This is a genomic window from Aestuariivivens sediminicola (assembly GCF_022662015.1).
In the GTDB taxonomy this organism is placed as follows: Bacteria; Bacteroidota; Bacteroidia; order Flavobacteriales; family Flavobacteriaceae; genus Aestuariivivens; species Aestuariivivens sediminicola.
This window is the reverse complement of record NZ_JAKMCM010000002.1, coordinates 500,911-521,681: the sequence shown is the minus strand read 5'-3', so window position 1 is coordinate 521,681 and position 20,771 is coordinate 500,911. Positions and strand designations below refer to the sequence as shown.

The 20,771-nt window shown below is 39.8% G+C and carries 14 protein-coding genes; 9 read left to right on the top strand and 5 right to left on the bottom strand.

The genetic code is table 11. The features are described 5' to 3' along the window. Window positions 1-5: 5 nt before the first annotated feature. The 5 genes from MR041_RS07075 to MR041_RS07055 are packed head-to-tail and all read right to left on the bottom strand — an operon-like array spanning window position 6 to window position 5,739. Window positions 6-782, bottom strand: a complete 777-nt coding sequence (locus tag MR041_RS07075) for a rhamnogalacturonan acetylesterase (RefSeq protein ID WP_242092901.1) — start codon at window positions 780-782, stop codon at window positions 6-8. Further along, window positions 766-2,766, bottom strand: a complete 2,001-nt coding sequence (pelA, locus tag MR041_RS07070; RefSeq protein ID WP_242092900.1) for a pectate lyase — start codon at window positions 2,764-2,766, stop codon at window positions 766-768. The genes MR041_RS07075 and pelA overlap by 17 nt, the downstream gene beginning before the upstream one ends. Beyond that, window positions 2,763-3,806, bottom strand: coding sequence for a Gfo/Idh/MocA family oxidoreductase (locus tag MR041_RS07065; protein ID WP_242092899.1), 1,044 nt, complete (start codon window positions 3,804-3,806; stop codon window positions 2,763-2,765). Before MR041_RS07065 ends, pelA begins: the two co-directional genes overlap by 4 nt. Window positions 3,807-3,827: 21 nt before the next feature. After that, window positions 3,828-5,225 (bottom strand): Gfo/Idh/MocA family oxidoreductase, encoded by a 1,398-nt coding sequence (locus MR041_RS07060; protein WP_242092898.1) that lies wholly within the window; start codon window positions 5,223-5,225, stop codon window positions 3,828-3,830. 34 nt (window positions 5,226-5,259) lie between these two features. After that, window positions 5,260-5,739, bottom strand: a complete 480-nt coding sequence (locus MR041_RS07055) for a cupin domain-containing protein (protein WP_242092897.1) — start codon at window positions 5,737-5,739, stop codon at window positions 5,260-5,262. Window positions 5,740-6,083: 344 nt separating this feature from the next. On the opposite strand from MR041_RS07055, the gene MR041_RS07050 reads away from it, so the two are divergent. The 9 genes from MR041_RS07050 to MR041_RS07010 all read left to right on the top strand — a co-directional run bounded on the left by MR041_RS07050 (window position 6,084) and on the right by MR041_RS07010 (window position 20,552). Then, window positions 6,084-9,356, top strand: coding sequence for a SusC/RagA family TonB-linked outer membrane protein (locus MR041_RS07050; protein ID WP_242092896.1), 3,273 nt, complete (start codon window positions 6,084-6,086; stop codon window positions 9,354-9,356). A gap of 14 nt (window positions 9,357-9,370) precedes the next feature. After that, window positions 9,371-11,170, top strand: a complete 1,800-nt coding sequence (locus MR041_RS07045; RefSeq protein WP_242092895.1) for a RagB/SusD family nutrient uptake outer membrane protein — start codon at window positions 9,371-9,373, stop codon at window positions 11,168-11,170. A 30-nt stretch (window positions 11,171-11,200) separates the two neighbouring features. After that, entirely contained in the window at window positions 11,201-12,748 is a 1,548-nt protein-coding gene (locus MR041_RS07040; protein ID WP_242092894.1) for a DUF5123 domain-containing protein, read from the top strand. 120 nt (window positions 12,749-12,868) lie between these two features. Continuing rightward, the gene (locus MR041_RS07035; RefSeq protein WP_242092893.1) at window positions 12,869-14,191 is read left to right on the top strand and encodes a pectate lyase family protein; all 1,323 of its coding nucleotides are present in this window, start codon (window positions 12,869-12,871) and stop codon (window positions 14,189-14,191) included. An 11-nt stretch (window positions 14,192-14,202) separates the two neighbouring features. Further along, complete coding sequence (locus MR041_RS07030) at window positions 14,203-15,618, top strand: glycoside hydrolase family 28 protein (RefSeq protein ID WP_242092892.1); 1,416 nt, start codon at window positions 14,203-14,205, stop codon at window positions 15,616-15,618. Next, window positions 15,602-16,636, top strand: coding sequence for a DUF4861 family protein (locus tag MR041_RS07025; RefSeq protein ID WP_242092891.1), 1,035 nt, complete (start codon window positions 15,602-15,604; stop codon window positions 16,634-16,636). Before MR041_RS07030 ends, MR041_RS07025 begins: the two co-directional genes overlap by 17 nt. Before the next feature lie 7 nt (window positions 16,637-16,643). Beyond that, complete coding sequence (locus MR041_RS07020; RefSeq protein WP_242092890.1) at window positions 16,644-17,885, top strand: glycoside hydrolase family 88/105 protein; 1,242 nt, start codon at window positions 16,644-16,646, stop codon at window positions 17,883-17,885. Window positions 17,886-17,900: 15 nt separating this feature from the next. Continuing rightward, window positions 17,901-19,526: a glycoside hydrolase family 43 protein gene (locus MR041_RS07015; protein ID WP_242092889.1), complete on the top strand. Its 1,626-nt coding sequence runs from the start codon at window positions 17,901-17,903 to the stop codon at window positions 19,524-19,526. Window positions 19,527-19,589: 63 nt separating this feature from the next. Next, entirely contained in the window at window positions 19,590-20,552 is a 963-nt protein-coding gene (locus tag MR041_RS07010) for an alpha/beta hydrolase (RefSeq protein ID WP_242092888.1), read from the top strand. Window positions 20,553-20,771 lie beyond the last annotated feature (219 nt).

Here is a 20,771-nt window from a genome sequence, read left to right as displayed (position 1 = left end):
GGCCCCTATTTTTTCACAAATAATTTAAACCCTTCGACCTCTTTCTCCAAGGCGTCTACTGCCATTCTGGCTATTTCCGTAGCACCAAAAACAGACAAATGGGTGTTGTCTTCCTTGCCATCGGGATAATAAGAAATCTCATTTGGCCTAAAATGCAAATGCAGCTTTTTAGAACCTTCATGGCCAAGATTTTCCTCAAGTTTTTCAGTTAAATATTGTAAATCGATTAAAGGAACCTGGAATTCCTGTGCCACCAAGCGCACCTCTAAGGGATAGACACCATGCGTATCGACTAAAGTTGAGTCTTCATTAAAATTTCGACGTGTAATGGAGGTGAACAATACCGGAATTGCCTTTTTTTCTCTGGATTCCACGACAAATTTTATCAGGTTATTACGATAGGCCGTATGCGGGTTCGTATAACGTTTGGGAGAATTAACCTTCTGGTCGTTATGTCCAAACTGAATAAAAACATAATCATCTTCGCGCAACATTTTATATACGGAGTCCCAGCGCTGTTCCGAAATAAAACTGCGCGAACTTCGGCCATTGACCGCATGATTTTTTACCGTTGCCTGCGCATTTAAAAATTGAGGTAACATTTGCGCCCAACCCCTTTCCGGGTTCTCCTCCGGATTAGGCTTGTTAGCCATGGTAGAATCACCAATGGTATAAATTGAGACTATTTTTGGATTGTCTTCTTTTTGTGTATTGTTCTCACTTTTGCAATTGCTTAAGACCATGAACGCCACTAAAAACAAAATTTTATAAAACATTCTCATACCATTCCCGTTTTAGATTATCCTTATTATTCCCCAAAACAGCCTTTTTACTGAACAATTCCGATTCCCGTTCTGAAAGTTGTTTGGACCATGACACCCGCGCATCAGGTTTAGATCCTTGTCCATAATTCTTGTATTCTGCATAAAATGCAGTCTTCTCAGCTTCAGATTTCGACCAGTTGTGCCATCCGGCCGGCAATATATGGGCACCCAATTCGCAATTCATAAAAACGGTCTGTGCATAAATGCGCCAGGGTCTTCCCAGATAGACTTTGGCAACCCCTTCGTCTGCCGTCAGCCTACAATTGTTGAACACATAACCGTATCGCGATTCACGGGGTGTTGAAGCAGCAGTTATGTAAGAATCCTTTTTACTGTGTATCCGGCAATTTTCAAAATAAGCGGTGGCACTACCAAAAATAAAATCGGTAGTCCCCTCGATGTAACAATCCTGATAATACTGCTTTCCTTTGCCTGAAGTGTACAATGTATCCTGATGACCCAAAAGGTTGCAGTTAATGACCGCAACCTGATCTGAAATCACAGATAAGGCAACGGCTTGACCAACTTCACCTGAACTATTTTCAATAGTCAGGTTTTTAAGAACAACGTTATTCGCCTCAACCATTAGGGTATAGGTATAAAAGGTACTGTTCCTGCCCAGTGCAATTTTATTAAAATGGTCATCATAGATAATTTTAGTATGCTCCTTACTCTCGCCAATGAGAATAATATTTGAGTTCCACTCATGGATTTTTACCTTTTCGTAATAAATTCCATTTTTTACAAAAATAGTCACCTTGTCGTACGGGAATGCCTTGGTATGGTTTATAGCTTCTTGGATGTTTGAATAATCGCCTGTGCCATCTTTTGAAACCACAACATTATGGTGTGCTTTGGGTTGCATTTCACCTGCAGGCAAAATTTTCATTTTCCATTTTGGATATTCATCAAGTAAAATTTGAGGTTCCCGGGTATACCAGGCATAGCCATTTCTGCGCTCATCACCAATTTCCGCCAAACTACTCCTTTTAATACCATCTCTATCACAGAAAAACGGGGTATTATCATCAAGTTCCATGAATCGCGCCCAAAGTGGTAGTGCCGTTTTGTCGACAACAACCTCTTTATGAACAATGCGTCCCTGATGCCTTTTAAGCTTGACATCAATACCTGTTATTTTTACATCCTCAAACCATTTTACCGCATGATTAATGGCATTTATAACAGCATCTGAGGGATCTTCGATAGACATTAATAACAGTACAATTTGTGCCGATTCCTTACCACTTAATGAGGGTAATTCATAAGAGCGCGCTCCTGCTGGCAGCAATTTCTGCCGATCATACTGTGCACACCATGCTGTTAACACCCCGTTTTGCTTGTATTGCGTTTTAAGAACGCAATCAATTCCTTTATTAAAGGCCTTTCTTGTTTTATTCAAAATGGGTAACGAGGGCCGAATCGAATAGTAACCCGAATTATCATTGATCTCCTTGAGCAATTTAAGGATATTCACCATATTGTCATCGTTATATGTAATATGGCTGTAATACCCCTTTCTCAATGGATAAAATTGTGGCCAGCCGCCGTTGTCATATTGTGCCTCCAGAATATAGTTCAGACCTTTCAGAAAGGCTATCCTGTAGTTTTCCCTCGGGACTTGTCGATATACTTTGGAAAGAAAAAGCATTTCCTGGACGGTGGCACCGTTATCTGTTGTGCAACCCTCGGGACGTTTCTTTAATGCTTTTAAGGTTTCCTTCTCCTTTTGGGAGAGCGGCTTATGCATCTGAATATTTTTGGGCCAACCCCCAACATCTCTTTGATAAAGTAAAACATTATCTGCTATGACCTGTGCTTCCTTACTGGCGAACCAGGCATCTTCGCCGCGTGCAACTATGGTTCTCCAGGAGGTATCCAAAACCTGAGCCTCGAAATGAACGGAGATGACACTAATAATAATGAACAAATAAAACCTCATACTTCGATAATCCTATGATTCAAATGACTTTCTATGGCAGCTTGGATAATTTTTATCACATTCATAGCTTCATATCCTGAAACCGGCATGGGTTTATCGAACCGAATGGCCTCATAAACCTCATCGTAAAATGCCATATAATCTCCTCGTTCAGAATGAATAAAGGACTTTTTTGAATTTCCATTGCTCAAGGTATGCAAAAGCCCTTTTTCAGCATCTGGTTCTACACCCCAATCCATTGTATCAGGCATCTTCCCACTCTGAAGATCGTTTTCCTGGACATCCGATTTTGATTTTACAAATGATCCTTTCTTACCATGTACACTATATGCCGGTAAGGGCTCGAGAACAAAATAGCTCGATTTTAAATTAACGTAATGTGATGGATAAAACAATTTGATATCGAAATAATCATCGACTTTAGAGTCTTTTCTCCGGGTATCCAAAACAGCAAAAACCTTCTGGGGCATGCCAAACAAAACCAATGCCTGATCTATGATATGAGATCCTAAATCGTAAATGTTTCCAACCCCATCACTGGGGATTTCTTTGTGTACTTTGTAGCTTAAACTTGGACTAAACCGATCGTAATGGAACTCTGCCTCGACAATTTCCCCCAAAACGCCCGCATTGATTATCTTTTCAACAGTTTTGAAGTCACTGTCCCACCGCCTGTTATGAAAGACGGAAAGTTTTACATTGTGTTGTTCCGCCAAATCGATTAAGGACTTTGCCTCTGTTACAGAGGCTGTAAACGGTTTTTCAATGATGACATGTTTGCCCGAAAGAATGACTTTTTTAGCAAACTCGTAATGGGTAATATTGGGTGTATTTACAATGACAAGGTCTACATTCTTATCCTCAAGTAATTCTTCGATACGTCTATAGGTCATCACATCGGGATATTTTGCCTCGGCTAAATTTTTGCTGCGTTCAAGAACACCATGAAGTTTGAATTTAGGACTTACATCAATAAATGGTGCATGAAATAATTGGCCACTCATTCCAAAAGCGCATAAAGCTGTATTAATGGATTTCATAATTTTTAGAATGTGACCAAATTACGTTCGATCGATCGATGGTTTTATATCGGTTAATCCTTCTATCTTTATCGGTTTGTGAGATGCAATACTTTTTCGAGCAGCAATTCCGATTATCGCAGACATCGCGCCATCTCTGCTACCTGCAGCCCTCTGATACGGATCTTCCAGATGTGAAGTTTTAAATATTTTATCATGTAATCTCTGATCGCCACCACCATGGCCGGCCTTTTTATATTTAACTTTAATGGTATCGTAATCATTCCAAAGCTTGTGGACAATTATGTCTTCAAAATTGGCCTCTTCCAAAGCATTCTGTTCCATTTCTTTGGCATGCATTTCAGCTTGATCAATCTTCACTTTTTCATTGTATGGAATATCTAAAGAAGCCTCTATCCTACCTTTAGTACCATTAAAAGCAATGCGCCAGCCCTCAAACGGAGAATAGGTTGTAAGGGAATAATTTACCGTCACATTATTGGCATACTTAATCTGAGCGGACATTTTATCATAAATATCAATTTCCTCTCTAAAAAGGCAATTATCCCTAATGTAACCATCATAGGTTTCGTTAGCTACATAGAGATCCATTAACCGTTGATCCTTACTAATATCAAAATAATAGTCACATTTATTCTTGTGTTCACATGTCCTACATTTTTCTCCTCGAAAAGGACCATTTTTACCATAGTGTTCTAAACTTCCATAAGCAAAAACCTCGTAAGGATCTGAATTGAGCCACCAATTCATCAGATCGAAATGATGGGTTGCCTTATGCACCCACAAACTACCTCCTTTATCCATTAAGCCATGCCACCGCCTGAAATAGGATGCCCCATGATAGGTATTTAAATACCAATGAAAATCGACTGATGTCACCTGACCAATGGTAGCGTTCATTAAGAGTTCTTTAATTTTCGTATTGTAGGGACTCCACCTGTAATTAAAACCAACAATAAGTTTCCTTCCTGAGGATTTCTCAGCCTTCAATATCTCCTGTATTTTCCATTCATCAGTACTAAGTGGTTTTTCAGTAAGGACATCGCAGCCAAAGTTCAATCCTTTGACAATAAACTGATGATGCGTTGAATCGACCGTTGTTACAATGATTAAATCCGGCTTTGTTTCTTTCAGCATGTCATCAAAATCAAGAAAAACCGGGCAATCCACACCGATGTATCTTTTGGCATATTCTAATCGTCCCTGATTAATGTCGCTCAATCCAACAAACTCTAAGATATCAGAATAGGCCTCAACAAGCCGTTTTCCCCAGAAACTAGTTCCTCTAATACCGGTACCTACAAGAACAATCCTTAATTTCTTTGACTGTCCAAAGTTAAACTGACTTACCGGAAAAACACTGGAAGCGGCAAGCATGCTGATTGAGGCTAAAAATTTTCTTCTGGAATTAATCATCATGTTTTCATTTAATTAAGTGCATGTCAACACTGTATTATTTATTATATTTTTTGATAACTAAATATTTTAGTTCCGTATCGCCAACATTCCTGATACCATGTTCATACCAGGAAGGACAATAAAAACTTGTATTCGGACCGGAAACATGAGTTTCACCATTTAAATAGAATTCGGCCGTCCCCTCCAAGACATAAAAAAATTCATCCTCTTCATGTTTATGTGGCGGATGTGTGGCCATATAAGGTCCTACAACACTCATTTTCAAAGTTCTACCATCTAAAAACTCCTTGTCTACAAACCAATACTGGTACCCTACTTTCGTTTTTATCGTATCGTTTAAATTAAACTCATTTACACAATTCTCAATGGTATAGGCAACAGCTGCTTGTGATGAGACATCTTTCTTTTGAGCATGACTGCCAGCAAGAAAAAGCAGAAACACCAATCCGCTGATGCGCCTACTGACCTTTGAGGAACCGCCATTGTAACCGGGAGTAAAATTAAAATTAGTCATATGACACAGTATATTCTGAAGGTGTTAAGTATTAAGACAATCGATTGCAAATATATAAAATATGACCGCACAAAAAGCTTAATAATTCAAAATACTTTAAAAATCTTAGTCATAAGTTAAAATTGCCATAAATCCACTTTATTAATATAAATAACTGTATTTTAAATACTTAAGACCCTTTTAGTGATTTTCCATATTATTTTCACGAAAATTATACACTTACAAAATGTATAATTTATTTGTTCTTTTCAAAAAATAATTTATCTTTGTGCAATCGATTACATTTTATTGCATTTTAAATAAAATTAATCATCAATAAGGATAAACTAACTCAAACTAATTCTATGACAAGCAATTCAACGCGTCGTTTGCATTTTTCTTTTCCCGCAACCGACAACACGATTTCTTTTCAATCGAAAAGGAAAGATTACATGGTATTGTTATTGAGCCTAATTTTTATATGCAGTGTCCATACACTTTTCGCTCAAACAAAAACCATAAGTGGAACGGTTACCGACCAAAATCTTGGAGAACCATTGCCCGGTGTCACAATTTTGGTTAAGGATACCACTAAAGGAACTACGACTGATTTTGATGGTAATTTCACTTTAACTGACATAGCAACTGATGCCGTCGTGGTATTTTCATATGTGGGCTATAAAACACAGGAAATTGATGTTTCAGGACAGGACATCCTATCCGTAGCACTGAGTCCCGATTTGGAAGCGCTGGAGGAGGTCGTGGTTATTGGTTATGGAACAGCTCGAAAATCGGATCTCACGGGTTCCGTTGTTGCCATTTCTGGTAATGATCTCCAAGAGCAACCCATACCCAATGTCGCCGAGGCATTAACAGGCCGTCTCGCAGGGGTTCAGGTAGCTTCGGCTGAAGGATCTCCCGATGCGGAAATAAGAATTAGAATTCGCGGTGGGGGTTCGATTACTCAGGACAGTTCGCCGTTAATCATTGTAGATGGTTTCCCGGTAAACAGTATAAATGATGTTTCATCCTCTGATATCGCTAACATTTCTATTCTTAAGGATGCTTCATCAACCGCTATTTACGGTTCCAGAGGGGCCAATGGTGTTGTAATTATTACAACAAAGAGCGGTGTGGATGGTAAAATTTCTGCAAATTTTAATATGTTCTATGGTGTCAAAAAGATTGCTGAGACTATAGACGTTCTTAGCCCGGAAGACTTTGTGAAGTGGCAGTACGAATATGCCCTCTTAAGAGATTCCGACGACATCGATTCTTATGAACGCTATTTTGGATTATGGCAAGATTACGATCTCTATTTAGGTCAAAGTGGCACGAACTGGCAAAAACAGATTTACGGTCAAATGGGCGAAGTTGAAAGTCGGGACCTGGCAATTCGAGGTGGTTCTGATAAAATAAATTTCAATTTTAATTACGCTTTGTATGATGAAAAGGCCATCATGTTAGGATCCAATTTCAAAAGAAACAACTTATCTCTTTCCTTAAAAAGTAAACCTAGTGATAAAATAAATTTATCCTTCACCCTTCGTTATTCGGACACAGAAATTAATGGCGGCGGTGCAAACGAACAAAATGAGGTCTCCTCTGCCGATGCGCGCTTGAGACACAGTGTCGGCTACTCTCCTATTCCAATTTCGGGATTGACAACCTCTGATACTGATGAAGCGTTAGCAAGCTATTTGGTCAATCCATTTGTGGCTGTGGACGATAATCAGCGACTACAACTCAGAAAAAACTTTAACATGGTGGGGAGCTTTTCATGGGACATCATAGAAAACCTGCAATATAAAATGGATTTAGGCCTGGATAATCGTAACGATTTGGATTATCGCTTCTATGGTCGTTCAACCTATTATTCCAATAACAGACCATCTGCAGAAAACCAAGGTTTGCCTTCCATAGTTTCCAGCGATGAAAAACGAGTTACCTTTAGAAATGCGAATACCTTAAATTATGACTTTGAAAAAATTATAAAAAATGAAGATCATAATCTGAAGTTACTAATCGGGGAAGAAATGATCGTACTAAAAAGGAATGAAATTACTAGTGAAATTCAAGGGTACCCCAAACTTTTTGACTTTGAAACAGCGCGTAAATTAACAAGCCAGGGCACACCACTTCTCGTGGACGATTTTTATAGTCCGGATGATAAATTACTCTCATTCTTCGGTCGTTTGAATTATGATTATAAAAATCGTTACCTTTTAACGGCCACATTTCGTGCAGATGGATCCAGTAAGTTCTTAGGAGATAATCAATGGGGATATTTCCCCTCTGCAGCTTTTGCATGGAAATTATCAGAAGAACCATTTCTTATGGATACTGAATGGTTAAACACGCTCAAGCTGAGAATTAGTTACGGCGAATCTGGTAACAATAATATTCCTGCCGGACAAACCATTCAAAATTATCAGTCAAGCGCCACCTCGCAGATCAATACGTTTTCAAATTACTGGCGTCCTGCGGGTACGCTGGCGAATCCAAACCTGAAATGGGAAACCACCATTACTCAAAACATTGGATTAGATTTTGACCTGTTTAATGGACTTATATCAGGAACGGTTGAAGCTTATAAAAATACAACGGAAGACCTTCTTATTCGATTTCCAATACCGGGTTCTGGTTATGTAGATCAGTTTAGAAATCTTGGGGAAGTGCAAAATGAAGGTATTGAAGCATCATTGAATATCACAGCCTTCGATAAAGAGGATTTTGGTTTAAGCTTATCATTTAATGCAGGAATGAATAAAAACCGTATTAACTCACTTGGTGATCTGGAGGATTTTGGTCAAAATACCAACTGGGCCTCTACCCAAATTGGAAACGATTATCTGGTGACTGTTGGTGAACCTTTAGGTGTCATGTACGGCTTTGAAAATGATGGCCGTTATGAGGTTTCCGATTTCGACTATGACGTTACTTCGGGTACTTACACCTTAAAATCTGGTGCGGTGGACAATGAATGGCTCGGTGGTGCGGAACCGGGAATGATGAAATTAAAAGACTTAAACGGGGATGGTATCGTGGATATAAACGACCAAACCATTATCGGAGATTCCAATCCGGATGTAACCGGTGGATTTGTTATTAATGCACGTGCCTATGGATTTGATCTTACTGCAGCATTTAGTTACAGCATCGGCAATGATATTTATAATGCCAATAAAATTGAATTTACAACGGCTAACCAAAATAATCAATACAGAAATTTGAGTACCATTATGGTGGACGGTAACAGATGGACCAATTTAGATCCTAACACCGGAGAATTGATCACAGATCCTGTTCAGTTGGATGCCGCTAATGCCAACACAACCATGTGGTCGCCATTTATGTCTCGCTATGTATTTAGTGACTGGGCGGTGGAAGACGGCTCTTTTTTAAGATTGAATACCCTGACCTTAGGCTATACGGTTCCAGAAAAATTAATTTCATCGATGGGAGTCTCAAATTTACGATTTTATGCTACAGCTAATAATCTTTTCGTTATTACTGATTATTCAGGTCTCGACCCAGAAGTTTCTACAAGAAGAAGGACGCCGCTCACACCTGGTGTGGATTATTCCCCCTATCCAAGAAGTAGACAATTGGTTTTCGGCTTAAACCTTAACTTTTAAAAAACTCTTAGAAAATGAAAAATATAATAAAACTCATAATTTCTGGTGTATTTATAGCCGTGCTTTTTAATTCTTGTCAAGAATTAAATGAAGACTTTTTAGATGCACCTGCACAATCCACTATAGCCGATAATGTGATCTTTTCCAACCCTGATCTAGCACAAGGTGCGGTAGATGGTATTATTGAAATTATAGCTCATACGAATTCCTACAGAGGGCGTCACATCCCGTTCTACGGATTTAACACGGATACGGAATGGAATTACAACTCCTCTTCTGAGGGAAATTCAACAGGAGAGCTTATGATTTATGATGCAAAACCAAATAATGGTCAGATGGACAGAAGCAATAGCTCGTGGAACGAAATATACATCGGTATTGAACGGGCTAACAAGTGTATTGAAGGTATCCGCACATTTGGAAGCTCGGAACCCGGGACTGAATTAGGTCGTTTACTTGGTGTGGCGTTAACCTATCGCGCTGTCTTCTATGGCGACCTCATAAAATCATGGGGTGACGTTCCAGCGCGGTTCGAACCTATCAATTCAGAAACTATTTACCTGGAAAAAACAAGTCGTGATATTATTTACAAGCAAATTTTAGCCGATCTTGAGGAAGCTGCTACATTAGTTCCCTGGCCAAATGAAAGCCCGTCGACTACCTCTGTAGAAAAAATAAATAAGGCTTTTGTTAAAGGACTCAGAGCCCGTTTGGCATTGGCTGCCAGTGGTTTCCAACAATATCCGGGTGATGGCGTGAGAAGAAGCAACGATAGTGATCTCTCGGTTGGGAAAATGTACCAATTGGCACTAAATGAATGCCAGTCTGTTATTAATAGCGGAACAGCATCACTGGAACCAACATTTGAAACTATCTGGAGAAAATTAAATGAAGATAATGTTACCGCCGGAGGTGAATCTCTATGGGAAATGCCTTTTTCCGACGGTCGTGGTCGTGTAAACTTTTCCTTTGCTATTCGTCACCGCAGTGTTGATCAGCACACAGGTCAGGCGAGAGGAGGTATTGCAGGACCTTTACCTACCGTTTTTTACGATTATGATGAGTCCGACTCGCGCAGAGACATTACCTGCGTTCCTTACCAATGGGGATCAGCTGATGCCTCTGGATTTTCTCAACAACAACTTGTTGGACTCAATACATGGTATTTTGGTAAATACCGTTACGAATGGATGAACAGATACGTTACATCCTCTAATGATGATGGCGTCAATAAATTATACATGCGCTATGCCGAAATTCTTTTAATGGCTGCAGAAGCGGCAAATGAATTGCAAGGACCGGCCGCAGCGGCTCCTTATTTGAAACAACTTCGAAGAAGAGCTTTTGACCCTGCAGATCACGCTGAAAAGGTCGATGCTTATGTCGACGCATTAACCAGTAAGCAGGATATGTTAAATGCTATTATCGACGAGCATAAATATGAATTCACGGGAGAAATGGAACGCAAACAAGCCCTTATAAGATGGAACCTGCTTGGAGCTAACCTTGTTCAGGCTAAGCAGAAAATGAGGGACTTACAAATGCGTACAGGAGATTATTCCGATGTGCCAACCACATTATACTATAAATACGCAGATGATAATGAAACCTTAGAAATCTATGGATTAAACAGAGGTGAAACGAATAACCCGGGATCCGAGTATTCATCCCAAGATTGGACTAATCTTCCTGAAGATGAAATCAATTCCCTGTTCAAAACAGGTGTTGACCCTGACACGAGGCAATTTTGGCCAATATGGCAGACCTTCTTAGATGGAAGTAACGGTAAATTGGTGAATGATTACGGTTACTAATAATGACTAAATAAACAAGGCATGATAATTATGAAAACAAAATATATATCAAAAACAATATTCGCAGTACTAGCTACAGTCATTGTAATAGGTTGTGGTTATAATGAAGAGGTTATTGAGGAACTTTCTATTGACAGAGAGTTTGCACCCGTAGATCTGACAGCCAGAGTTAGAAACCAAACCAACGTTGAGTTAGATTGGGAACCAAATAGCAATGCTGCCTATTACGTCGTGGAATTTAGTGCTGACGATCCCTCATTCTCTACGATTTTCCAAACAGAGCAGGTAACGGCAAATCAATTACCTGTATTAATAAGACTGGAAGGAGAGACACTTTATTCCATAAGAGTTAAGGCTGTTAGTGACAGAGGAAAAAACGATTCGTCCTGGGCGATTACTGAAGCCCAGACTTTAACAGAACAAATCATGCTTCCCTTTGAACCGGGAGATGTTCAGGCACTTCAGGTGACCTTGAGATGGGAAGCGGGTCTCAACGTGACACATTTTATACTGCAACCCGGTGATGTAAGATATGATATTTCTGCACAGGAGAAAGCCGCCGGGGTGGCCACTGTATCCGGATTAATGTCTGAAACAGATTATGTTGCTACGCTTTACAACAATTCAAAAATTAGAGGAATCGCAGAATTCACCACGGGTATAGACGTTGGTGACAACACATTAATTTTTCCCTCTGACGATTTGTTCCAAACCATTGCCGACGCACAACCAGGAGATATCATTCTTTTAGAGGAGGGAGATTACACCTCTCAAACGGGATCGATAACATTAGATAAGTCGATTACAATTCAAGGATTAAGAACGGATTTCAAACCTCTATTAAAGGTTAGTTTCTCAATTGTAACTGGAGCTGAAGACGTCAACCTAATTGATCTGGACTTGATGGGCGATGCAGCTAATGGTCTTACAGATGCCGTGCGCTACAGTGATCCCGGAAACTATAATACATTATTGGTAAGTGGATGTAATATTCATGACTATGACCGGTCATTCATCGCAGGGAATGTGACCGATGCCATCCTTCAATCATTGACCGTAGAAAATTCGATTGTAACGAACGTACTCACCAATGGTGGCGACTTTATTGATTTTCGAAATGCAGACGTACTTGATGTCAACGTAAATACATCTACATTCAATAACTGCGCTCCGGGTCGTGATTTTATTAGAATGGATGCTGCCGGAACTTCAAATGGTAATGCTATAGCGAACATTTTGATAGACAGCTGTACCCTTTATGCATGTTCCAATAATTCAAGTAGACGAATCTTATATGTGCGCTTCGTCTCGAATGAGGTTACGGTGAGAAATGTATTGATTACAGATACGGAATCCGAAGGATATGCAGACCGGGCCGGAATCGACGAAAGTCCGACCTTCAGCAATAATAATTACTTTAATGCCCCCGGTTTTACAAATACAAGTCAATATATTTATGATTCAGGAAACTTTACGGAATTAGACCCAGGATTTGTCGATGCATCCTCAGGAGATTTTACAGTCACCAATCAGACCTTATTGGATAATGCTGTTGGAGACCCTAGATGGAGACCATAAATAGTAGTTTATAGTTGTTTTAGTTTTGGTTAATAGTTCATAGGAGGTATGCATGCGTTGTATACCTCTTTTGATATCAATCCAATTTAAATTCAAGTCATCAAAGGAATATAAAAACAAATGCCAAAAAAATCGTATCTTCTATTTTTTCTGACTTTACTGATGTGCAAATTTAATTTTTCACAACCATTGGCCTTTCCGACTGCGGAAGGATTCGGTCGATTCGCTTCGGGAGGCAGAGGTGGTCTTACATATACGGTTACAAATTTGAATGACAGCGGTGAAGGCAGTCTGCGAAAAGGAATCCTAAAAAAGGGGGCGAGAACAATAGTATTTGCGATCTCTGGGACCATTGATTTAAAGTCTGAATTAGACATTAACAGAGGTGATCTGAGTATTTTAGGACAAACGGCCCCTGCTGAAGGAATTACGATAAAAGGATACCCTGTTACGATAAAGGCCGATAATGTTATTGTTCGTTATTTAAGGTTTAGAATGGGAGATATTAATACTATAGAAGGCGATGCCCTGGGTTGCAGAAATACTACCAATGTCATTATAGACCACTGTTCCATTAGTTGGGGAACCGACGAAAATGCCTCCTTTTACAACAATAAAAATTTTACGCTTCAATGGTGTATTGTTTCAGAAGCCCTGAATAAATCCATACATAAGAAAGGAGCACATGGATATGGCGGTATTTGGGGGGGCGTCAATGCATCCTTTCACCATAATCTAATAGCATGTAACAACAGTAGGAATCCAAGATTTAGCGGATCATCAACCACAGAGAATTCTTTGAATGAATTCGTCGATTTTAGAAATAACGTGATATTCAATTGGGGAGAGAACAGCATCTATGGAGGAGAGAATGGCAGCTATAACCTGATCAATAACTATTTTAAATCCGGTCCGGCAACAACCTCTTCAAAATTGGATCGCATTGTTAGCCCATCAGAACCCTATGGGAAATTTTTTGTCGATGGTAATTTTGTCGATGGTTTTGAATATATTTCCCAGAACAATTGGGAAGGCGGGGTACAGTGCGAAAATCAGGATGAGGTCAAACTAAATAGCCCTATCCGTATTTCAGAGAATATAAAAACAGACCCGGTAAATGTATCTTATAAAAAGGTTTTGGAGCATGCCGGATCAAGTTTTTACAGGGATACAGTTGATGAAAGAATACTACATGACACTAAGAATGGGACATCCTCATTCAAAAATGGCATTATCGATTCGCAGTCTGATGTTGGTGGTTGGCCCGTGCTTAAATCCGATCGTGCTTTAACAGATTCTGATGGTGATGGCATCCCCGATTCCTGGGAGAAGAATCATAAACTGGATCACTTAATAAAAAATGGAAACCTGAAGACCTTAAGCAGTGATTATACAAACATTGAAATGTATGCGAACGCTCTAGTTACAACGCGGTGTCTCTAAAAATATAAACTATGAATACAAATCGATACTACCTTAAGTTATGTATTACTTTAATAATAGCCTTCAGTTCGTGTAAAGACAAAGAAAGTGGAGTAGTAAAAGAGGATCCATTCGATGCGGCCGATACGATCATTAATTCCATCAGGGCACTAGAATTTCCGCCCAGGACCTTAAACATTTTAGATTTTGGTGCGGTTGCCGATGGGACGACATTAAATACAGAAGCATTTGGCCGTGCCATAGACTCCTGCTACAAACTGGGAGGAGGTAAAGTTTTGGTGCCTTCGGGATCCTTCTTAACGGGACCCATAGTTTTAAAGAGCAACGTGAACCTTCATTTAAATGAAGGAGCAATCGTGCTGTTTTCAACAGATCATAAAGACTATTTACCGGTAGTTCATACCTCCTATGAGGGCCAAGAACTAATGAATTACTCCCCTCTCATATATGCCTATAAGGAAACGAATATTGCCATTACCGGGAAGGGCACTTTTGATGGACAGGCCAATAACAACAATTGGTGGCCATGGTGTGGTAAAGCTGTTTACGGTTACCTTGAGGAAATGCCCAATCAGAAAGATGAGCACAATTTACCGCGTCTATGGGCAATGGCAGAAAACAACACCCCTGTTTCAGATCGCATTTTCGGAGAAGGTTACCAATTAAGACCGTTATTTGTACAGCCATTTGAGTGTAAAAATGTGCTCATTCAAGGGGTGACCATCACCAATGCACCCTTCTGGGTCATGCATCCAATTAAATGTGAAAATGTTAGAGTCGATGGGGTAACGGTGAATAGCCATGGCCCGAACAACGATGGCTGTGATCCCGAATACTCGAAAAACGTCCATATAACAAACTGTACATTCAATACAGGTGATGATTGTATTGCTATTAAATCCGGACGAAACAATGATGGCAGGAGAGTGAATATCCCGAGTGAAAATATTGTTGTTGAAAACTGTTACATGAAAGACGGGCATGGCGGTGTGGTCATGGGCAGTGAAATTTCCGCGGGTGTTAGGAATGTTTATGTTAGAAACTGTAGAATGGATAGCCCTGAATTGGACCGGGCCATTCGAATAAAGACCAATACCCTGAGGGGCGGGTTTGTTGAAAATGTTTTTGTAAAGGACATCAAAGTTGGGCAAGTCAAAGAATCTGTGTTAAGAATAAATACCTACTATGGTATTTACGCCAATCAGGAGGGCGATTTCATGCCTGCAATTAAAAACATCCATCTTGAAAATATAGAGGTTGAAAACGGAGGGAAATATGGCGTTCTAATTAAAGGCAGACCAGAACGCTTTGTTCAAAATGTAACCTTGACAAATGTGCACATCAAATCGGCGAAAACAGATTTATCCGTTGAAAATTCGGAGCCTATTAAATTTAAAAACACCACTATCAATGGAAAATTATATTGAACACATGAAAAAAGCAGCAATTTTAGGATGCATCACTTTAAGCCTATTCTGCTGTAAAGACAAAAACACCACGCCCGAAACTGAAACCGTCAAAGCGGTATCAGAAGACTTAACATTATTTAAAACCTATGCAGAGATCTCCATGGCAGAAGGCGGCCAATGGGTTGATGGCCCAAGAGGACATAAGGAATATGCGGGTGGAACTCATTTTAAAAATGTTGATTCTCTGATAATACCTAAAGAACATACGGATCATACCTGGTATATTCGTTACGAAGGTCCCGGTTGGGAAAATAAGCAAGTGGGATATCGCATTTATCTTGACTGGAGGAATGCCATAGATATTTTTGGTAAGAAAGTGGATTCTATGGTATTACCGTATGTAGGCCAGGATGGTTTTGATTCCTACCATGAACCAGCCGACTGGGGACAGGATATTTTAAAAGCCGGAAAGTCTATGGGTATTGGTGGATATGGACGCTTAGTCGCAGATTCTGTTGTTCATTTTCAATCCGTAAAGAATACCATGGCCAGGATAGAAAACACAAAAGACAGTTCTTCGGTTCATATTTCATATGATGGATGGAAAGCAGGTGATGACATCATTGATTTAAAATCGACTTTAACTATTTATCCTGACGACCGATACACGAAAGTAAGACTTTCACCTTCTAAGGAAATCAGCGGTATTTGCACAGGAATTGTAGATCATGGTGTAACCTTTCATAAAAATGAAGGTGAAACCTGGTCATATATTGCAACATACGGTGAACAAACCTTGGCGAGTCCTCCGGATAAATTAGGTATGGCACTGTTTTACAATCGGGATGAAGTTGACATACAAAAAGAAGGTGAATACGAGCATTTGGTGATCTTTAAACCCACTTCTGGGGTAATTACATATTATTTTTTGGGTGCCTGGGAACAGGAACCAAATGGGATCAAAACCGAAGAAGATTTCATCTCCGATTTAAATTTAAAACTCAGGTTATTAAACGAAGCAAATTCATTAAAGTAATCGAAATATGAATGCAATGAAATTGATCGTATGGGTTGTTTTAATTGGTTTTTTAGCAGTTACGGCTTGTCGAGATAAAAAGAAAACGGAGGACCCATTAATCAGCTCCGCAGATATAGAAATTGTCCCCAAAGATTTGAAATGGTCCGAGCGTATGATGCGCTCTGAAATGGAACGTTTTCCCGATCCCTCCTTATTGGATTTCCGAACAAAACCCAAATGGAGCTACACGCCGGGTTTAGTGTTATCAGCCTGTTCAAAAGTTTTTGAAATTACAAACCATCAGGCGTATTACGATTACATTTATGCCTACGCCGATAATATGATTGACAGTACCGGAGGGATAAAAACCTATAAGTTATCAAATCAAAACCTCGATATGATTAAATCCGGGGATGTGCTCTTATTTCTGTATCCTAAGACAAAGGAAAAACGCTTTTTAAAAGCAATGGAAACCTTGGATCAACAAATGAAATCACAGCCTACAACTTCCGACGGTGGGTACTGGCATAAGAAAATATATCCCTATCAAATGTGGCTTGACGGCTTGTATATGGCAGAACCGTTCCATACCCGATATGCTCGTGATTATATCGAAGATTCATTGGAAAAACAAAAGATTTACGACGATGTCGTGCTTCAGTTCGACTTGATTCAAAAGCACAGTCGAGATGAACAAACAGGATTGCTATACCATGGCTGGGATGAAAGCAAAGAACAGCGCTGGGCGAACAAGGAAACGGGTAACTCCCAGCATTTTTGGTCCAGAGGCATGGGTTGGTATGGTATGGCCATGGTAGATGTTTTAGACTTTCTGCCTGAGAATCATCCCGGGAGAGAACGCATCATTTTATACTTGAATCAATATGCAGAAGCGATAACCAAAGTTCAAGATCAATCGGGACTATGGTGGCAGGTATTGGATCTAGGTAACAGAGAAGGCAACTATCTTGAAGCCACCGGATCATCTATGTTCACCTATACTTTCGCAAAAGGGGTCCGAAAAGGCTACCTCTCCAAAGACTATTTGGAAGTGGCGAAAAAGGCCTATAATGCCATAATCAATACCTTAATTTCGGTTGACGACAATGGATTGGTAAATCTGAATCAATGTTGTGCTGTGGCAGGATTGGGAGGCGATCCTTACAGAGACGGATCATTTGAATATTATATTGGGGAGTCTATAAGAGCCAATGATCCCAAAGGTACAGGGCCATTTATCCTGGCAAGCCTGGAATTGGACAGGTAGTAAAAATGTGTCTCAATGAAATCTGTCTTCAACTTATTACCGTTCCTTCTTGCGACTTTAGCATGTGCTCAAAATAAAGGGTATGTTTCCGATGTCTGGGTGGCAGACAACGGTGACGGCACGTATAGGAATCCGATAATTTACGCCGATTACTCCGATCCTGATGTAATTCGTGTGGATGAAGACTATTATATGACGGCGTCCAGCTTCAATGCTGTACCTGGACTGCCCATATTGCATTCAAAGGATATGGTCAACTGGAGTTTAATAAATCATGCACTTCAAGAACAGATTCCCGTCGAAACCTTTAACATCCCTCAACATGGCAATGGTGTTTGGGCACCATCAATGCGCTATCACAATGATACCTATTATATTTATTGGGGTGATCCGGATTTTGGCATCTACATGGTAAAAACAAAAGATCCTTATGCCACCTGGGATACTCCCGTTTTAGTAATGAAAGGAAAAGGGTTGATCGACCCCTGCCCCCTTTTTGATGACAATGGCGAGGTCTATCTGGTGCATGCCTATGCAGGCAGCAGGGCCGGCGTTAAAAGCTTATTGTCAGTTAATAGGATGAACGCCGAAGGGACCCAGGTACTGGATAAAGGAATACATGTATTTGATGGTCATGATAGGCATAATACAGTTGAAGGCCCGAAACTTTATAAACGCAATGGTTACTATTACATATTTGCTCCTGCTGGCGGGGTAGCCACAGGGTGGCAACTCATATTGCGCTCGAAAACCATTTATGGCCCATACGAAGAAAGCGTCGTGCTGGAACAGGGGAGTACCGATATTAACGGACCGCATCAAGGCGCTTGGGTCGATACACCCAAGGGAGAATCATGGTTTTACCATTTTCAGGATAAGGATGCTTATGGAAGAATTGTACACATGCAACCTATGCGTTGGGAAAATGATTGGCCGGTTATGGGTCAGGATCTAGATGGTAATGGTATTGGCGAACCGGTTAAGGTTCATAAAAAACCCTTTGTTGGTCCGTCCTACCCTATTGTAACGCCTGCCGAAACGGATAATTTTGATGACTCTAAAATTGGACTTCAATGGCAATGGAATGCAAATCCGAACGTCTTATGGCATGCAAAACTTCCTGGAAACGACTTTCTGAGATTATTTTCAATAAAAATACCGGAAGATCTTACGAATCTTTGGATGGTTCCCAATCTTTTGTTACAAAAGTTTCCAGCTCCAAATTTTACAGTTTCCACGAAAATAACCTTGCATCCTGAAGAAGCAGAAAACGGGAAAACAGCGGGGCTAATCCTTATGGGTATGGACTATGCCACACTGGCTTTGACTCATGATGAAGATGGTTATTATATCCATCAGACCGAGGCCATCGATGCCTTTAAGGGTTCAAAAGAAATAATCAATGGTCAGGTAAAACTAAAATCAAATACGATATACCTAAATATTAAGGTAATGGGACCAGACGCGAGGTGTCGATTCTATTATTCTGAAAACGGTGAGACCTTCAAGGAGATAGGAAAACCGTTCAGGGCAAAAGAAGGGAAATGGATAGGTGCCAAAGTGGGTCTGTTCAGTGTAAGTACGCAGGAGGCTAAACGCGGAGGGTATGCCGATATAGACCATTTTACCATATCCGAATAAACTGGTGGTTTAGTTCATCTAGGCCCAAATAACCAGAGTAAAAATAGGTTTAAACCTTATAAGTTGTCGTCAATTATCATGAAACTAAAAGCCTTCATCTTGCTATTGATAGTATTACCTATCACCGTAATTTCCGCTCAAAAAAAGGAGAACTATAAACCTTATACTATTCAAAGCACCTATAACAAGCTTAAAAAAAAATTCCCGAACGTCTCCCCTATCCAACCCTTAGTCTCCAACAAAATAAAGATTAAGGAGAATCGTGTTTACAAAAAAGTAAATCAAACGAAATTAAGATTGGATCTCTATTTACCAAAGTCCAATATTAAAAATCAAAGATTTCCTCTTGTATTGCTTATTCATGGCGGAGGATGGTTAACAGGACAGAAGGAAAACCAGCGTGTTATGGCCCAGCATTTGGCACTACATGGTTATATCGCGGTGACAGCATCCTATCGATTGGGTCTTGAAGCTCCTTATCCAGCCGCAGTTATTGACCTAAAGGATGCCCTAGTCTGGTTGAGGCAACATGCCAAAAAATATAAAATACATACAGGTCAAATTTCAGTTTTAGGTACTTCCGCTGGCGGCCAGTTGGCCACATTAATCGGGGTAACCCCGAATTCAGAACGCTTTGAGCCTGATACATCGGTATCGGAAGTCGTTCAGGCCATCATAAATATTGATGGTATTGTTTCGTTCATACACCCGGAGGCATATCAGGAAGGAGCTATGGCCAGTATCTGGTTAAATGGCACAAGAGAATCGAATTGGAAAAACTGGAAAGAGGCCTCTCCTCTTGAATATGTCAATGAAAATGCACCACCTATGCTTTTTATTAATAGCTCACAAGATCGATTTCATGCCGGCAGAGATGATCTTATTTCCATATTAAAGAATCATGATATTTACAACGAAGTACATACTCTTGAAGACAGTCCGCATTCATTCTGGCTCCTACACCCTTGGTTTGAACCCACTTTAAAAATAACCGTCAATTTTCTAAATAAACTATTTTATCCTTAGAAGAAGGAAATGAAAATTGAATGAAAGTCAATTAAGAATAAATAAATGAATTGATTGTTAAGCAATTAATTCAAATCTCGTATGAAATATTTTGTTGAATATAAATTTTTTTATACTTTTATGCAATCGATTACAATTCCATCATTCATGAAGACATACTTTGAGATAATACTATTCATATTGAGGTGATTAATTTCTCAGACATTTTTTTTTATTTAT